The following is a 15245-nucleotide window of genomic DNA, read 5'->3' as shown; positions in this document are numbered from 1 at the left end:
GAAAAGTGCTCGACGTCAACTTCTTCGATGAGCTGCGCATCGGCCTGGCCACCGCCGACGACATTCGCCAGTGGTCCCACGGCGAGGTCAAGAAGCCCGAGACCATCAACTACCGCACTCTGAAGCCCGAAAAGGACGGACTCTTCTGCGAGAAGATCTTCGGCCCCACCCGGGACTGGGAGTGCTACTGCGGTAAGTACAAGCGCGTCCGCTTCAAGGGCATCATCTGCGAGCGCTGCGGCGTCGAGGTGACCCGCGCCAAGGTGCGCCGTGAGCGGATGGGCCACATCGAGCTGGCCGCGCCCGTCACCCACATCTGGTACTTCAAGGGTGTGCCGAGCCGCCTCGGCTACCTGCTCGACCTGGCGCCGAAGGACCTGGAGAAGGTCATCTACTTCGCCGCCTACATGATCACCTGGGTGGACGACGAGCGCCGCACCCGCGACCTGCCGTCGCTGGAGGCCCATGTCTCCGTCGAGCGCCAGCAGGTCGAGCAGCGCCGCGACTCCGACCTGGAGGCCCGCGCCAAGAAGCTGGAGGCCGACCTCGGCGAGCTGGAGGCCGAGGGCGCCAAGGCCGATGTGCGCCGCAAGGTGCGCGAGGGCGCCGAGCGCGAGATGAAGCAGCTGCGCGACCGCGCCCAGCGCGAGCTGGACCGCCTCGACGAGGTGTGGAGCCGCTTCAAGAACCTCAAGGTCCAGGACCTGGAGGGCGACGAGCTGCTCTACCGCGAGCTGCGCGACCGCTTCGGCACCTACTTCTCCGGTGCGATGGGCGCCGCCGCGCTCCAGAAGCGGCTGGAGTCCTTCGACCTGGAGGAGGAGGCCGAGCGCCTCCGCGAGATCATCAAGACCGGCAAGGGCCAGAAGAAGACCCGGGCGCTCAAGCGCCTCAAGGTCGTCTCCGCCTTCCTGCAGACCCGCAACAAGCCCAACGGCATGGTGCTGGACTGCGTCCCGGTGATCCCGCCGGACCTGCGTCCGATGGTGCAGCTGGACGGTGGCCGCTTCGCGACCTCCGACCTCAACGACCTGTACCGCCGCGTGATCAACCGCAACAACCGCCTCAAGCGGCTGCTGGACCTCGGTGCGCCCGAGATCATCGTCAACAACGAGAAGCGGATGCTTCAGGAGGCCGTCGACGCGCTGTTCGACAACGGCCGCCGCGGCCGGCCGGTGACCGGTCCGGGCAACCGCCCGCTGAAGTCGCTCTCCGACATGCTCAAGGGCAAGCAGGGCCGCTTCCGGCAGAACCTGCTCGGCAAGCGCGTCGACTACTCGGCCCGTTCGGTCATCGTCGTCGGCCCGCAGCTCAAGCTGCACCAGTGCGGCCTGCCCAAGGCCATGGCGCTGGAGCTCTTCAAGCCGTTTGTGATGAAGCGCCTGGTGGACCTCAACCACGCGCAGAACATCAAGTCGGCCAAGCGCATGGTCGAGCGCGCCCGCCCCGTGGTGTGGGACGTCCTCGAAGAGGTCATCGCCGAGCACCCGGTGCTGCTCAACCGTGCGCCCACCCTGCACCGCCTGGGCATCCAGGCCTTCGAGCCGCAGCTGGTCGAGGGCAAGGCCATCCAGATCCACCCGCTCGTCTGCACCGCGTTCAACGCGGACTTCGACGGCGACCAGATGGCCGTCCACCTGCCGCTGTCGGCGGAGGCCCAGGCCGAGGCCCGCATCCTGATGCTGTCCTCGAACAACATCCTCAAGCCGGCCGACGGCCGCCCGGTGACCATGCCCACCCAGGACATGGTGCTCGGCCTCTTCTTCCTCACCTCCGACCGTGACGACGTCAAGGGCGGCGGCCGGTCGTTCACCTCGACCGCCGAGGCCCTGATGGCCTTCGACGCCCGCGAGCTGGACCTCCAGGCCCCGATCGACGTCCGACTGCCCGCCGGCACCGTGCCGCCGCGCAGCTGGATCCCGCCGGTCGACGAGTCCGGCGAGTTCAGCGGCCCGGCCGAGGGGACCCCCGGCTGGGTCGACGGCGAGCCCTTCCGGCTCACCACCACCCTGGGCCGCGCGCTCTTCAACGAGCTGCTGCCCGAGGACTACCCCTTCGTCGACTACGAGGTCGGCAAGAAGCAGCTCTCGGCGATCGTCAACGACCTCGCCGAGCGCTACCCGAAGGTCGTCGTCGCGGCCACCCTGGACAACCTCAAGGCGGCCGGCTTCCACTGGGCCACCCGCTCCGGTGTCACCGTGTCGATCTCCGACGTCGTGGTGCCGCCGAGCAAGCCCCAGATCCTGGAGGGCTACGAGGCGCAGGCCGAGAAGATCCAGAAGCAGTACGAGCGCGGTCTGATCACCAACGACGAGCGCAAGCAGGAACTCGTCGCGATCTGGACCAAGGCGACCAACGAGGTCGCCGAGGCGATGAACGCGAACTTCCCGAAGACCAACCCCATCTTCATGATGGTGGACTCGGGTGCTCGTGGAAACATGATGCAGATGCGGCAGATCGCCGGTATGCGCGGTCTGGTGTCCAACGCCAAGAACGAGACCATCCCGCGGCCGATCAAGGCGTCGTTCCGTGAGGGCCTCACCGTGCTGGAGTACTTCATCTCCACCCACGGTGCCCGTAAGGGTCTGGCGGACACCGCCCTGCGTACCGCCGACTCGGGCTACCTCACCCGTCGTCTGGTCGACGTCTCGCAGGACGTGATCATCCGCGAGGAGGACTGCGGCACCGAGCGCGGCCTCAAGCTGGAGATCGCCTCCGTGGGCGCCGACGGCGTGCTGCGCAAGGCGGAGGACGTCGAGACCAGCGTGTACGCGCGCTGCCTCGCCGAGGACATCACCGTCGACGGCAAGGTGCTGGCCCAGGCCGGTACCGACCTGGGTGACGTGCTGATCGACGAGCTGGTCCGGCACGGTGTCTCCACCGTCAAGACCCGCTCGATCCTCACCTGCGAGTCCGCGGTGGGCACCTGCGCCATGTGCTACGGCCGCTCGCTGGCCACCGGCAAGCTGGTGGACATCGGCGAGGCCGTCGGCATCATCGCCGCCCAGTCCATCGGTGAGCCCGGCACCCAGCTGACGATGCGTACCTTCCACACCGGTGGTGTGGCCGGTGACGACATCACCCAGGGTCTGCCGCGTGTCGTCGAGCTCTTCGAGGCCCGTACCCCCAAGGGTGTGGCCCCGATCAGCGAGGCGGCCGGCCGGGTCCGCGTGGAGGACACCGAGAAGACCCGCAAGCTCGTGGTCACCCCCGACGACGGCACCGAGGAGATCGCCTACCCGGTCTCCAAGCGGGTGAAGCTGCTGGTCGGCGAGGGCGACGCGGTCGAGGTCGGCCAGAAGCTGACCATGGGCGCCACCAACCCGCACGATGTGCTGCGCATCCTGGGCCAGCGGGCCGTCCAGGTCCACCTGGTGCAGGAAGTGCAGAAGGTCTACAACTCGCAGGGCGTGTCGATCCACGACAAGCACATTGAGATCATCATCCGGCAGATGCTCCGCCGGGTGACGATCATCGAGTCCGGCGACGCGGAGCTGCTGCCGGGCGAGCTGGTCGAGCGTGGCCGCTTCGAGACCGAGAACCGTCGCGTGGTCTCCGAGGGCGGTCACCCCGCCTCCGGCCGTCCGCAGCTGATGGGTATCACCAAGGCCTCGCTGGCCACCGAGTCCTGGCTGTCGGCCGCCTCCTTCCAGGAGACGACCCGGGTGCTCACCGACGCGGCGATCCACGCCAAGTCGGACCCGCTGCTGGGCCTCAAGGAGAACGTCATCATCGGCAAGCTCATCCCGGCCGGTACGGGTCTGCCCCGCTACCGGAACATCCGGGTCGAGCCCACCGAGGAGGCCAAGGCCGCGATGTACTCGGCCGTCGGCTACGACGACTACGACATCTCGCCCTTCGGCGCCGGCTCCGGCCAGGCGGTCCCGCTGGAGGACTACGACTACGGCCCGTACACCGGCTGACGTCGATGCTGTGACGCCGCAGGGCGGCCACCCCGGACGGGGCGGCCGCCCTGCGGCGTTCTCACCGGGCGGTCAGTTCCCAGACCGCCGCCGTGACCGTGGCGACGGCGGCCAGGGCGCCCACGCTGGCCAGCGGCCAGCGGGCCCGCTCCAGGGTGCCCAGTCGGCTCTCATGGTCGGCGAGCCGTCTGTCGGTCTGGTCACTGCGCTGGACCAGCAGGGCCAGGGCGCCGTCGATCCGGGCGAAACCGGCCTCGACGGTGCCGCGTAGCCGCTCCAGTTCCAGCGCGACGGCGGCCGGGTCGGAGAGGGGCGGTTCGCTCATGCACCGCCTCCTTCCGGGGCGTCGGCGAGCGCCCGCAGCGCGTCGTCGCCGTTGGGGGATGCCTCGGTGCTCAACCAGGACGGCAGCAGGGCCTGGACGCCGGGCAGCGCCATCACCCGGGCGAGGCAGCCGGCCACGGCCAGGGCCCCGGTGGCCCAGGGCAGGGAGCCCGGGAGGTCCGCCGTATCGATGACCGCCGGCAGCAGCAGGCAGAGCGAGACGGCGGTCTGGATGACGGTGCGCAGGGAATGCTTGGTGGCTGGTGACATGGAAGGTCTTTCGTCGGCGGGGGCGAGGAGCGGGTCACGGGGTGTACGGCACCTTCAGCGCCTCCCAGGAGGCGCGGCCGGGCACGCCGTCGGCGTCCGCACCGCGATACCCGAGCTTGCGCTGCCAGTTGGCATAGCTGCGGCGGTCGGCCTCGGTCCACTGCGGGCCCGGCCCCGCGGTGTATGCGGAGCAGCCCTCGGCCACCAGCCGGCGGCCCACGGCGGTGACGATCTCCGACCGGGGCTGCCCGGCGAACCACGCCGCCCCCGGGTACGGCTGGTAGCGGGGTGCGGCCGGGGCACCGGCTGCCGGGGCTGCCGGAGCCGCCGGGGCCGCGAGGCGCGCGGCGATCCGAGCGCGCATCTCGGCCATGCCGAAGCCACGCGGGTCGATCTTGGTGTTGGTCCACTCCTTGTGTCCGATGACGCTGGCGGCGTGCCAGCCGTGCGCGCGGCAGATCGCGGCGGAGACCCGCGCGATGGCTTCGAGCTGGGCCTCGGGCCAGGGGTCCTTGCCGTCGCCGAGGTTCACGCACTCGAACCCGTAGAAGTGCGGATTGCCGTCCACGGTGTTCCGGACGGGTGCGGGCAGCGGGTCGCGCTCGGCGATGACGGCCTGGAGGACGTCCGGGTCGCCGCTCCCGGCGTGGTTGGCCCGACCGTTGCCGACCAGGTGCACGGTGCCGTCCTTGGCGACGACCCCATGGCAGAGCGGGCCGGGCAGGTCGGCGTAGCCGTCGTGGCACATGGCCACGGAGTGGGCGGTGCCCTCGCTGACGGTGTGATGGATCACCACGCCGTTGACCGGGCCCCAGGGGCCCTTGTGGTTGCGGTTGTGGGTGCGCCAGCCGTCGTGTTCGACGACTGTGACGCCCTCGTCCCGGAGCGCGGTGACGAGGGCGTCGGCGGACAGCGGGTTCGCCATGGGTGGGATGCTCCAGTCTCTCCGGTCTCTCCTGACATGCGGACGCCCCGGCCCTGGGGGCACGGGGCGAGCGGTTGCGGTGCGGCGGGGGCGCGGGGTCAGCCACCCTCCTCCGCGTGGTCGTCGCCGGGCGCCGGACCGCCCGCCGTCCAGCAGGTGCAGAGCGCCAGGTAGGCCGCCACCCGGTCGTCGAAGTCGACGAGGGCAGCCGCCACCGCCGACCGCACGGCCTCCCGGTCGGGGCCCACCGGGCGGCCTCCGGCCGGGGTGAGGATCACCTGGCCGAAGCCGCGCGGTACCGAGCCGAGCGCTCCGGCCTCGTTGAACTGGGCGGTCACGTACACCACCGGGTAGTCGCCGGTGGCGGGGTCCGGCTCCAGCGGCGCTCCGAAGGTCGTGTCATAGACCCGGACGTCGATGCTGTGGCCGCGCTCCACCACGGTGGCCCGGCCGGCGTAGTCGAGGGCGATGCCCCAGGGCTGGGCGGTGTCGATCTCCATACGGTGCCTCTCTGCTCAGATCTGGGTGCCGTACATCAGCTGCGGCTGGGCGTGGACCGTCCCGGTGCCGTCGGTGACCTGCGCCTGCACCTCGACCCGCAGCAGGGTGCCGAAGACGGCGTTGAAGTCGGCGGCGACCGGGCCGGTGCGGTCGAAGGTGCTGCCGGCCGCGACGGGGTCGCCCCACGGGGTGCCGTTGAGCAGGACCCGGACCGCACCGGTGCAGCCGGAGCTGACCGAGGTCGCCATGTACAGCCGCAGCCCCGGCTGCCAGACCGGGTTGAAGGAGCGCGCGATGGTCGTCCAGACCGTGGCGGTGGTCTGCGGCCAGCGGGCCGAGGCGCTGTCCTGCGGCGGCAGCATCGCCAGCCAGGGGCGGCCCAGGCCCCCGATGACGGGGTCGCCGGAGACCACCTCATGGCCCTTGGCGTCGTACAGCCGCTGCACCGTGGTACCGGTCCGGCCGCCCGCAGGCCGGGTGACCACCGCGGTGGACAGCCGCTGGAGCCGGCGTTCCATGGCGTCCAGCCGGTCGATGATGTCCTCGGGCAGGGCGGCCATCAGGCATCCTCCAGATAGAGCTCGGCGGTGTCCGCGCGGCCCCGCTGCGACGGGCTGACTTTGAGGCCGACGATCCGGTAGCGGGCGTCCAGGCCCTGGAACCACTCGTCGGTGATCCGGATGCGCACGGTCTGACCCAGCAGCGTGGGGGGCACCATGTCGTCCAGCCGGATGGTGACGGCGGGGATCACCACCGCGCCCCGGGCCGCCGCCAGCGTTGCGGCGGCCAGCGAGGCGAGCGTGCGGGCATCGGTGACCCCGGTGTAGTCGGCGGACAGGTCGACCCGGGGGTAGCCGCCGTCGATCAGGTCGGTGGCGACCTTCTCCTCCGAGAACACCGGCCGGGACTCGCTCTGCCCGTCGTCGACGGCGTCGCCGCGCGCCCGCGCCGTGGTGCCGCCACGGGTCGCATCGCGCGGGAAGGAGTACGACAGCACCGCACCGGGCCGGTCCAGCACCAGGTCGGTCGCCCCGTTCTGGATCCGCGTGCTGCCGAGCCTCAGCCGGCGGACCCGCCGACCGGTGGCCGGATCGCGGTAGACGGCGATCCAGTGCTCAAAGCCGTCCTCCATGGCTGCGAGCTGGGTGATCGCGTCGTAGTAGGAGGTCTCGTCGCCGTCCAGCCAGGAGGCGTCCCGGAACACGTCGGAGGTCTCGTCGCCGTAGCTGACGCCGATGTCGCCGCCCTTGTCGGACTGCAACTCCCGCCACAGCGTCCGCACCAGCTCCAGTTGTTCGATGTGCTTGTACGGGAGGTACCTGCGGATCAGGCGGCGGTTCGCGTAGGAGTCGAAGGTGGCTGCCTGGATGCCCAGCGTCAGCACGCCCCGGTCGCTGCTCTGCAGGGTGCTCGTCCAGATGATGCCGCCCCACCACAGGTCGCCGCCCCGCTCCAGGTAGACGGAGGTACGGCCCTCCTCGATCCGGCGGACCCGCTCGGCGAGTGCGGCGTTGGGGACCGGGATGGTGCCGGACAGCGAGCCGGGCTTGCCGAGGTAGTCGTCGAAGCCGACGTCCTGGAGCGGCAGGACGTCGATGGTCTGGTCGGTGCGCAGATCGCAGAAGATCGCGCGGTAGGGGGTGCCGGCCGGTGTCGTCATCCGGCGACCTCATAGGTGGCCGTGCCACGGATGGCGTGGGTGTTCGCCCAGGTCCAGGGGGTGATGGCGTCGATGAGGCCGTTGTTGGTCACGGCGACCGCGTCGGGCCTGCCCGTGCTGACCTCGATCCCGAAGGCGTCCTTGCTGGAGCAGTGGAGGCGCCCCACGACACGTCCGCCCCCGGAGTAGGTGAGTTCGGCGAAGCCGATGCACTGGAGCGCCGACGTGGCGGCGACGGGCAGGGCGAACGCCCAGTTGTCGGCACCCGTCGCACCGGCGCCGAAATTGGTGGTGGTGCCGAAGGCGATGTTGAAGATGAGATGGACCGTCGGGCCCATCTGGATATAGCGGCAGTTCAGGGTGGCGTTGCCGAACGACGGCTTGGCGTTGCCGGTGACGGTGGTCCAGGTCGGCGTCCAGTTCTGCCAGCCGGGCACCGCCGGGTACGCGGTCCAGGCCGAGCCGTCCCAGCGCTGCAACCCGTTGGCGGAGTCCCGGTACTGGCCCACATAGGCGCCATTGGCGGTGTTGTTGTAGACCGGCAGGATGCCGCCGACCGCGACGGTGGCGGTGCGCAGGTCGGTGAGTGCGGTGGTCCAGGGGATGCCGCCGCTGCCGGCCGAAGCCCCGGCCGGGACGGTCACCCGGTACAGCGGCAGCGCCAGGTCCGGGGTGGCGGGCGCGGTGGGAGCGGTCTCCGCCTTGCCCTCGACGACCTCGATCACAGCCTCGGTGCGACCGGAGTTGGAGCTGTCGTACAGATCGTCGTAGACCCGCAGGCAGACCAGGTCGATCCGGGCGAACTGCGGGTGGCCGGCGCTGAAGGTGAGCGTCTCGTTCTCGGCGAGGGTCACCGGGTACGCGCCCTGGGTGCCCAGGCCCTGGATCACGGCCCGACCCGGGGACATGGTGGCGCTCAGCGCCGAAGTACCGCTCAGCTGGAAGCCGGAGACCCGGCTGCGGCCCTCCGACGATCCGGGCAGGATGCCGGACTGGCCCTGGACGGTGTTCACCGGGGTCACCGCCCCGAGCGGGGTGAGGCGGGTGTCCTCGCGGGTCTGGCCGGTCGCGGTCAGCCATGCGCTGCGTACGGTCATGGTGGTTCTCCTTCGGATGAGGGGGAGCGGGGGATACGGATGGTCGTCCGGGTGGGATCAGCGGATGCGGGCCCGGTGCGCGGCGGTCACCACTCCGCAGAGCGCCAACTGACGGACACCTCGGCCCCGGCGTCCGCCTGCCCGGGTCGGAAGGACAGCTCCGACCGTCCGGGAGCGAAGGTGAACAGCTCCTCCGGGCTGCTGTCCGACGCCGCGGTGTGACGCCGTGCGGCGGTGCCGTTGAGGGTGACGGTGCCGGCCGCCGTGTCGACGACCAGCTCCTCGTCGGCGCCCAGGTCGATCTCGTACCGCAGCCGCTGACCGCTGGTCCGCTCGGTCAACGAGGGATTGCTGCACGGCCCCCGGAAGGTGATCACCGGATGGGTGGGGGCCGACCCGCGGTTGTCCACCGCCACGTCGCCGGTGCTCGCCGCCTCGCCCCAGTACAGCGGCCAGGTCAGCGGCCAGGTCAGGCCGCTCTCCCACACCGGGGCGCCGGTCGAGGTGGACTGCGGGGTGGTCAGATAGCGGCGAGGGTCGGAGGCCAGCCACTGCACGGTCGCCTTGGCCACACCCTGGGTGGCGAACTGCCGGTCACTGGTGAGGACACGCTGGTTGACCCGGGCCCGTACGGCCAGGGTCTCGCCGTGCAGCCGGATGGCGAGCCAGCGCTCCTCGTCCTGCTGCGCCAGGGCCTGACGCAGCATCCGTACGGTGGCCAGAGCCGCCTCGGCGGTGTCGGGGTTGTCGGGGTCGGGCTGGGGCAGCAGCCAGATCTGCCCGCCGACCTTGCGCGACTTGGCATAGCCGGCGCCGGGCCAGGCGCCATGGCCGGTGGGCCGTTCGGCGTCGCTCAGGTCGATGTCGGGGAGGTCCTCCCAGCCGGTGATGCCCTGCCGGTCGATCCGGTACGGGGTACCGGGGCCGATCAGCAGTCCGGCCCACTGCATCTGCCCGTCGCGGGTGATGAGTGAGCCGGGTGGGTCGTCTCGGGTGAAGGTGCTGATGCTCTCGGCCATGGGGCCGTCACCTCGTCTCATATGTGAGCGGTTGCCAGGAAGAGCAGGTCCTCGGCGGTGCCCCGGGCGCCCGTGGCGGGGCTCTCGTGGTAGTCCCGGATGCGGGTGGGGGCGGCCGTCCGGTGGGCGCGGCGGACCGCCGGCCGTCCGCCGAGGCGGTCCAGCGGCAGGACTCGGCCGGGCTGCCGTGCGGTGCCGGGCAGGGCGATACCGCCCTCGGCGAGCATCGGGATCTTCGTCAGATGGACGCCGAACTTCTTGCCGAGGGCGGAGAAGCTGAGGGAGTTGAGACCGTCGATCACCCAGTTGGTGAAGCCGATCAGGCCGCTGAGCGGGCCCTTGAGCACGCCGAGGAATGCCTGTAGCCCGCTGGTGATGAAGCCCCCCATGCCGCCGAGGGCGCGGGTCATGGCGTCCTTGACCCGCTTGAAGGCCCCCGGGATGTCTTCGGTGATCCACCTCTTCACGGGCCCCACCGCGTCCATGAGGCGGTTCCACGCGCTGGAGACCATCCCTCCCAGGGGCTCGATCAACGGACCGATGGCCGTGAAGGCGGCACTGAGGTACTTCGCCGTCTGGCCGAAGACCTGCTGGATGATCCGCTGGCCGGTCTCGGAGCTCAGCGCGAGGTCGATCAGATAGGCGAGGATCGGCACCAGCAGCCCGAGGGCGAAGCCCAGCGGGTTGGCCCGCATGGCCACGTTCACCGCGGTCATCGCCAGGGAGCCGGCGGTCAGCGCCACGCCGAAGACGCCCATCAGCTTCGCGAGGGGGCCGGTTCCGGTGCCGAGTGCGCCGAGCATCGAGGTGACGCCGCCGACCCCGGATTTCAGCTTGCCCAGGGCCCCCTTGGCGCCCTTGGCGCCGCCGGCTGCGGACCGGATGCCGGTGGCGGCACCCGAAGCGCTGCGTCCGGCCCGGGTCAGCGAGCGGTCGGCGGCCTCCGCCTTCGACTGGGCGTCGCGCAGGGGGATGCCGCTCTGGTCGGCGGCGTCCTTGATGCGGTCGGCGGCGGCTGCCGCGTCCCTGATCCCGGAAAGCGCGTTCCGCAGTGTCCGGGTGGCCTGCCCGCTCCGGCTGCTGAGGCGTCTCAGGGGTTCTGACGCCCCGGCGAGCGGATCCGCCGGGGTACTCATCCGCGCGCCTTCGACAGGAACGTCAGCGCGTCGGCGGTCTGCTGGGCACTGCTGTCGGAGGCGGCGTAGTAGTTCTCGATGTGGAAACCGGTCCCGACCCCGGCGGCGCCCGCGCCGGCCAGCCGTGCCTGGACGGCGGTACGCGTCAGCAGCTGGTCGAGCTTGCTCAGCGGCAGCACCGCCTCGGCCTCACCGGCTTCGGCCAGGATCGCGGGCACGCCGCCCGACCGGGGCATGACCAGGCCGCCCTCGGCCAGCCTGGGGATGGTCGGCAGGCTGACCCCGAACGTCTTTCCGCCGACGAACGGCACCCAGCCGGGGATCGTCACCTTGATGCCGTTGAGCTTGCCGATGGCTGAGTTGATGACATCGATGATGGTGTTCAGCGGCCCCTTGACCGGACCGATGAGCGCATCGAACTTCTCCTTGGCGATGGCCTGGAGTCCGCCCCAGGCGCTGGACAGCTTGTCCCTGACCTTCTGGAAGGCGGCGGGAATCTTCGTCCTGATCCAGTCGATGACCGGCGAGATGGCGGTCATGATGCCCTTGAAGATCCCCTTGATCAGATCGCCGGCCTTCTTCATGATCGGGCCGACGACCTTCATGGTCGTGCTGATCGCGGTCTGGATGGCGTCGAACGCGATCTTCATGATCTTCTGCATGGTCTTGGACTGCATCGCCATGTCGACGACCATGGCGATCAATGGAGCCAGCAGGCCGAGCAGCACGCCGATGAGGTTGCCCTTCATCGACTTGTTCAGGCCGCTCATCCCCTTCCCGGCGCCGTCCGCCCCCGACTTGAACTTCCCCAGCAGCCCGCCACTGCCCTGGCCGGTCTTCCCGGCCTTCCCGACCGACTTCTCCGCCTGATCGGCGGCGGTCTGGAGCCCCTTCAGCTCCTTCGCGGAGTCCTTCGCCGAGCCCTTGAACTTCTTGAGGTCGCCATCGCCGTTCTTGGCCTTGTCACCTACCCCCTTCGCGGCCTTCCCGGCGGCTTCCGCCTGGGACTTGAACCGCTCCAGAGCCGTTGAAGACCTGCCTAGCGCTGCAACAAGAGACATATGCGCCACTTCCTGTTCTTTCGGATGGCCGCTCGGCGGCGCCCTGTCACAGACCGCCCAGGACCTGGGCGAGCTCATTGACGGCGGACCGAAGAGCCTTGATTTCCGGGGCTATTCCCCTGACTGTCGGCGACACACTGTCGACGCCCCCGGAGGCTCTCCTTGCCTGCGCCGGGCTCCCGATGAATCGGTTGTCGGGATCTCTCCTCGCCCGATCCAGGGCATCTCCGGTCCTGCCGAGCTTCTCTCTGATCGTCCTGAGGTCGTTCTCCAGGCCCCCGACTCGCCTCGGGATACTGCTCTGCTCCTCCCTCGCCTTTTTCTCCTCCTCGTTGAGCTTCCAGACGAACCCGTTTGACTTGAGTCCTATCCCGCGCTTCTCGAGAAACCCTTCAATGGGTTTCTCAAGATTGAAGAGAGAGGGGAGCCCCAGCTTGAACAGTCCCCATTCGGGGATTCCGGCAAGGAAGTGTGACCCGCCGGAGACTCCGGTGAGCGTCGAGCCGCCCAAGGGCTTCCAGGTGCCCACCGGTTCGCCCGGTGGTGCGGTCTTCTTCTCGACGAATTCCTGGGTCGCCAGCTTTCCGGGTTCCAGCGGTATTCTTTCGCTGATATTGCTTATACTGGTGTTGTGGCTCGCCTGCTGTGCGATCAGCCCGTTGATTTTCAGGCGTGATGTCGACAGGTCTTTCCTGAGGGTATCGATCTCATTGGCGAGGTCTTTTTCCTTGTCCGTCATCTGCGTTCATCACCTTGCTTCTGCTTGCCGGGCGGGTCGGGATCGGTTCATGCCGTCTGCGACTCTCCAAGCCCTTGGCCGACCGCTCCGGGGATGCTGCTGGAGGGCCTCCATCGCGTCCTGCCAGCCGCTGGCGTAGGCGCGGGCCTCGCGGGCGTCGAGTTCGGTGCGGCGGGTGCGCAGCAGGGAGTCCGGTGCCGGGCCGGTCGTCTGCTGGGTCTGCTCGGTCATCGTGCGGTTCACCGCTCTCTCGGTGTGGCTGTGCTGGATCGGCGAGGGGTTGTGGGGTCGGGCGGCTGAGGAGGGATCAGCTGGGTGGGGTAAACTGCAGAGTCCTGTTCTCACCCGCAAAATCGCAGGTCAGGCCGATAGGCCGACAGTGATCCGGGGGCGGACGGGTCCGTGCCGGATGGCCCGCCGCAGCGGGGGCAGGCATGCGTGAGGTCCTGGATGAACGGGATGCATGTGGCCACGGGACGATCCAGGCAAGGGTGATTGAGCTGAGCGGGGGCAGAAGCCGGGAGCGGGAAGGCGAGCGGGAGGTATCGCCGGACCACGAGACGGACGGTGAGCAGCACCTCGACCTCGATCCGCTTCCTCCGGGGGAGGAACTGCCGCGGCTGATGGCCCGGTTCGGCCGGCTGCTGGAGCAGTACGACCCCGGCGATGTGGTCGTCATGTCGCGTGAGGAGTACGACCGCAGGGAGGCTGCGGCCTACGCCGGCGGGTGGCAGGACGCGGCGGAGGAGCACCGGCAGCACATAGCCGCCGCGCGGTGGGAGGGGTGGCTCGGCCGGTGGCGGCCACTGCGGGTGGTCGGCGGTCCTGGCGATGTCATCCCTTTTCCGGCGGGACGCCGGCTGGAGGAGCCGAACGGGGTCCCCACCGGCGGTGCCGACGCCGGGGAGGCGGCGGAGGAGCAGCGGGCACCGCAGCGCGGCGCCCCGCCCCGTACGCCGTCGGTGAAGCCGTCGCTGTCACCGAAGAGCCGCCGGTCGAAGTCCCCGACGATCCCCCGACTGGCCCCGCCCACCCGCAAGCCCCGGCCCGCCGGTGAGACCCCGGGGGACGCGGCCGACTGAACGGCCGCGCCCCACCGGGAGGGTGGTGGTGGTCCGTCAGGTGAAGAAGCGGACCAGTTCGGCGGCCGAGGGGCGGTCCGCAGACGCGGTCGCGAGGTCGCCCGCCTGCTCCCCCTCGTTCGCCTCGTCCGCTTCCTGCTCCGGCGGGTCGCCGGGGCGGGGGACCGGAGCGGGAGGCTCGGGCGGTTCGGAGTCCTCGGCGGTGTTGACGCAGGCGAACATCCAGTTGGCCGCCGCCAGGTGGTCCACCGCAGCGGCCAGCAGGTAGTCGCCGACCGTCCAGTCGGCGCCCTCGCCCTGGAGTTCGCGGGTGATCGCGCTCTCCCGTGGCAGATGCTTGACCAGCACCGCGAGCCGGCGGCTGGAGAGCCGGCCACGGTGCCAGTCGAGCAGGTCCACGCCGTAGAAGCGGATCAGGTCGGCTTCGAGAGCCTCGGCGTGTTCTTCGGCGAACGCGTCGAGGCTCAGCCTTCCCCCAGGCCGAGCCCGGTCTCCTTGCCGTACGCCTCCAGTACCGCGGCCACGTCCTGCATGGTGACCTCGTGGCGGTTGAAGCGCTCGAACTGCTGCTCGCCGAGGAGCAGCCGGAGCAGGCCGTCGATGTCGTTGTCGTCCAGCCTGCGCAGCGCCTTGGCCGTGGTGCGGGAGAGCTCGGTGGGGAGCTCGAAGGTGTCGCCGTCCAGGTCGAAGGACCAGGTGCGGCCGAGGGCCTCCAGGCGCTGGGCGCGGGCGGCGTTGATGTCGAACCGGGGCATGGGGTTCCTTCCGGGGAGGGGGACGGGTGGGTGGGTGGTGCGGGGCGGCGGGTGTGGCCGCCGCCCCGCGGTTCGCCGGTGGGTCAGGAGGCGTAGGCCGGGTCCTTCATCACGAAGGTGGCCAGCGGGGTGCTGTCGCCGGACGACACCGCCGTGAAGGTGACGCCGAGCATCGCGGCGGACTTGCGGACCAGCTTGATGTCGTCGGAGGCGGTGACCAGGCCGCGCGGGATGACGAAGCGGTAGCTGACGCTGGCGCTGTCGGTGAACTCCAGGCCGAGCGCCCGCTCGTCGACCTGCGGGTCGTCCAGCACGTCGTAGGAGTAGACGCTGTTCGCGGCGTCCACCGTGGCGACGGTGCTGCCGCCCATGAAGAACGGCAGCGTGTCCTCGTTGAACTGGAGCAGCGAGAACTTCAGTGTCAGGTCCCGGCTCTCGTAGACGTAGCGGGCCGGGCTGATGGACTGCCAGGTCTCGATCGGGTCGAGCTTGTCCTTCTTGCCGAAGGTGACACCGTCGGTGGAGGTGTAGCCGAGGTCCGTCCAGACGGCGGGGTCCCAGTCGGTGGTGAAGTCGGTCGGCGCCTCCGCACCGGCCGCGGCCACCAGGATGCGGCCGGAGCCGGCGACGCGGATCTCGGACGAGTTGTTGCCTGCCATGGATTCTCCTTGGGTTGGGGTGACACGGCTGCCGTGGTCCGCTCGGTGCGGATACGGCAAAGGCCCCGCCGGTGGCAGGGCCTGGTCTGTGGGG

Annotated in this window: 17 protein-coding genes; 2 read left to right on the top strand and 15 right to left on the bottom strand. The window is 70.2% G+C overall.

The window, feature by feature from the left end:
* Window positions 1-5 precede the first annotated feature (5 nt).
* A complete protein-coding gene (locus C7M71_RS12065; RefSeq protein ID WP_111489996.1) occupies window positions 6-3923 on the top strand; it encodes a DNA-directed RNA polymerase subunit beta' in 3918 nt (1305 codons plus the stop codon).
* A gap of 61 nt (window positions 3924-3984) precedes the next feature.
* Here C7M71_RS12065 and C7M71_RS12060 read toward each other — a convergent pair whose 3' ends face one another.
* The 12 genes from C7M71_RS12060 to C7M71_RS30610 form a co-directional block, all read right to left on the bottom strand.
* Entirely contained in the window at window positions 3985-4248 is a 264-nt protein-coding gene (locus C7M71_RS12060) for a hypothetical protein (RefSeq protein WP_111489997.1), read from the bottom strand.
* Window positions 4245-4517, bottom strand: a complete 273-nt coding sequence (locus tag C7M71_RS12055) for a hypothetical protein (protein ID WP_111489998.1) — start codon at window positions 4515-4517, stop codon at window positions 4245-4247. The genes C7M71_RS12060 and C7M71_RS12055 overlap by 4 nt, the downstream gene beginning before the upstream one ends.
* A 34-nt stretch (window positions 4518-4551) precedes the next feature.
* Entirely contained in the window at window positions 4552-5442 is an 891-nt protein-coding gene (locus C7M71_RS12050) for a peptidoglycan-binding protein (protein ID WP_111489999.1), read from the bottom strand.
* A gap of 98 nt (window positions 5443-5540) precedes the next feature.
* Window positions 5541-5942 (bottom strand): ATP-binding protein, encoded by a 402-nt coding sequence (locus tag C7M71_RS12045; protein ID WP_111490000.1) that lies wholly within the window; start codon window positions 5940-5942, stop codon window positions 5541-5543.
* 15 nt (window positions 5943-5957) lie between these two features.
* On the bottom strand, window positions 5958-6503 hold the full coding sequence (locus C7M71_RS12040) for a hypothetical protein (RefSeq protein ID WP_111490001.1): 546 nt from the start codon (window positions 6501-6503) through the stop codon (window positions 5958-5960).
* A complete protein-coding gene (locus C7M71_RS12035) occupies window positions 6503-7603 on the bottom strand; it encodes a hypothetical protein (protein ID WP_111490002.1) in 1101 nt (366 codons plus the stop codon). Before C7M71_RS12035 ends, C7M71_RS12040 begins: the two co-directional genes overlap by 1 nt.
* Window positions 7600-8700, bottom strand: a complete 1101-nt coding sequence (locus C7M71_RS12030) for a hypothetical protein (RefSeq protein WP_111490003.1) — start codon at window positions 8698-8700, stop codon at window positions 7600-7602. Before C7M71_RS12030 ends, C7M71_RS12035 begins: the two co-directional genes overlap by 4 nt.
* Window positions 8701-8786: 86 nt before the next feature.
* Entirely contained in the window at window positions 8787-9719 is a 933-nt protein-coding gene (locus C7M71_RS12025) for a phage distal tail protein (protein ID WP_111490004.1), read from the bottom strand.
* Between the two features lie 17 nt (window positions 9720-9736).
* Complete coding sequence (locus C7M71_RS12020) at window positions 9737-10855, bottom strand: tape-measure protein (protein ID WP_111490005.1); 1119 nt, start codon at window positions 10853-10855, stop codon at window positions 9737-9739.
* On the bottom strand, window positions 10852-11916 hold the full coding sequence (locus C7M71_RS12015; RefSeq protein ID WP_111490006.1) for a phage tail protein: 1065 nt from the start codon (window positions 11914-11916) through the stop codon (window positions 10852-10854). The genes C7M71_RS12020 and C7M71_RS12015 overlap by 4 nt, the downstream gene beginning before the upstream one ends.
* Before the next feature lie 46 nt (window positions 11917-11962).
* Complete coding sequence (locus tag C7M71_RS12010; protein ID WP_111490007.1) at window positions 11963-12655, bottom strand: hypothetical protein; 693 nt, start codon at window positions 12653-12655, stop codon at window positions 11963-11965.
* Window positions 12656-12664: 9 nt separating this feature from the next.
* A complete protein-coding gene (locus tag C7M71_RS30610) occupies window positions 12665-12886 on the bottom strand; it encodes a hypothetical protein (protein ID WP_162824222.1) in 222 nt (73 codons plus the stop codon).
* Between the two features lie 260 nt (window positions 12887-13146).
* Between C7M71_RS30610 and C7M71_RS12005 the strand changes: the two genes are divergently transcribed.
* Complete coding sequence (locus tag C7M71_RS12005) at window positions 13147-13737, top strand: hypothetical protein (protein WP_162824221.1); 591 nt, start codon at window positions 13147-13149, stop codon at window positions 13735-13737.
* Between the two features lie 36 nt (window positions 13738-13773).
* Here the strand turns inward: C7M71_RS12005 and C7M71_RS12000 are convergent, their stop codons facing one another.
* From C7M71_RS12000 to C7M71_RS11990, 3 genes are all read right to left on the bottom strand, one after another.
* Entirely contained in the window at window positions 13774-14136 is a 363-nt protein-coding gene (locus C7M71_RS12000; protein WP_111490009.1) for a hypothetical protein, read from the bottom strand.
* Window positions 14137-14201: 65 nt separating this feature from the next.
* Complete coding sequence (locus C7M71_RS11995) at window positions 14202-14492, bottom strand: hypothetical protein (RefSeq protein WP_111490010.1); 291 nt, start codon at window positions 14490-14492, stop codon at window positions 14202-14204.
* An 83-nt stretch (window positions 14493-14575) separates the two neighbouring features.
* Complete coding sequence (locus C7M71_RS11990) at window positions 14576-15151, bottom strand: phage tail tube protein (protein WP_111490011.1); 576 nt, start codon at window positions 15149-15151, stop codon at window positions 14576-14578.
* Between the last annotated feature and the right edge of the window lie 94 nt (window positions 15152-15245).

Origin of the sequence: Peterkaempfera bronchialis, from assembly GCF_003258605.2 — a bacterium.
Taxonomy (GTDB): Bacteria; Actinomycetota; Actinomycetes; order Streptomycetales; family Streptomycetaceae; genus Peterkaempfera; species Peterkaempfera bronchialis.
This window is presented reverse-complemented; position numbering and strand designations above follow the sequence as displayed.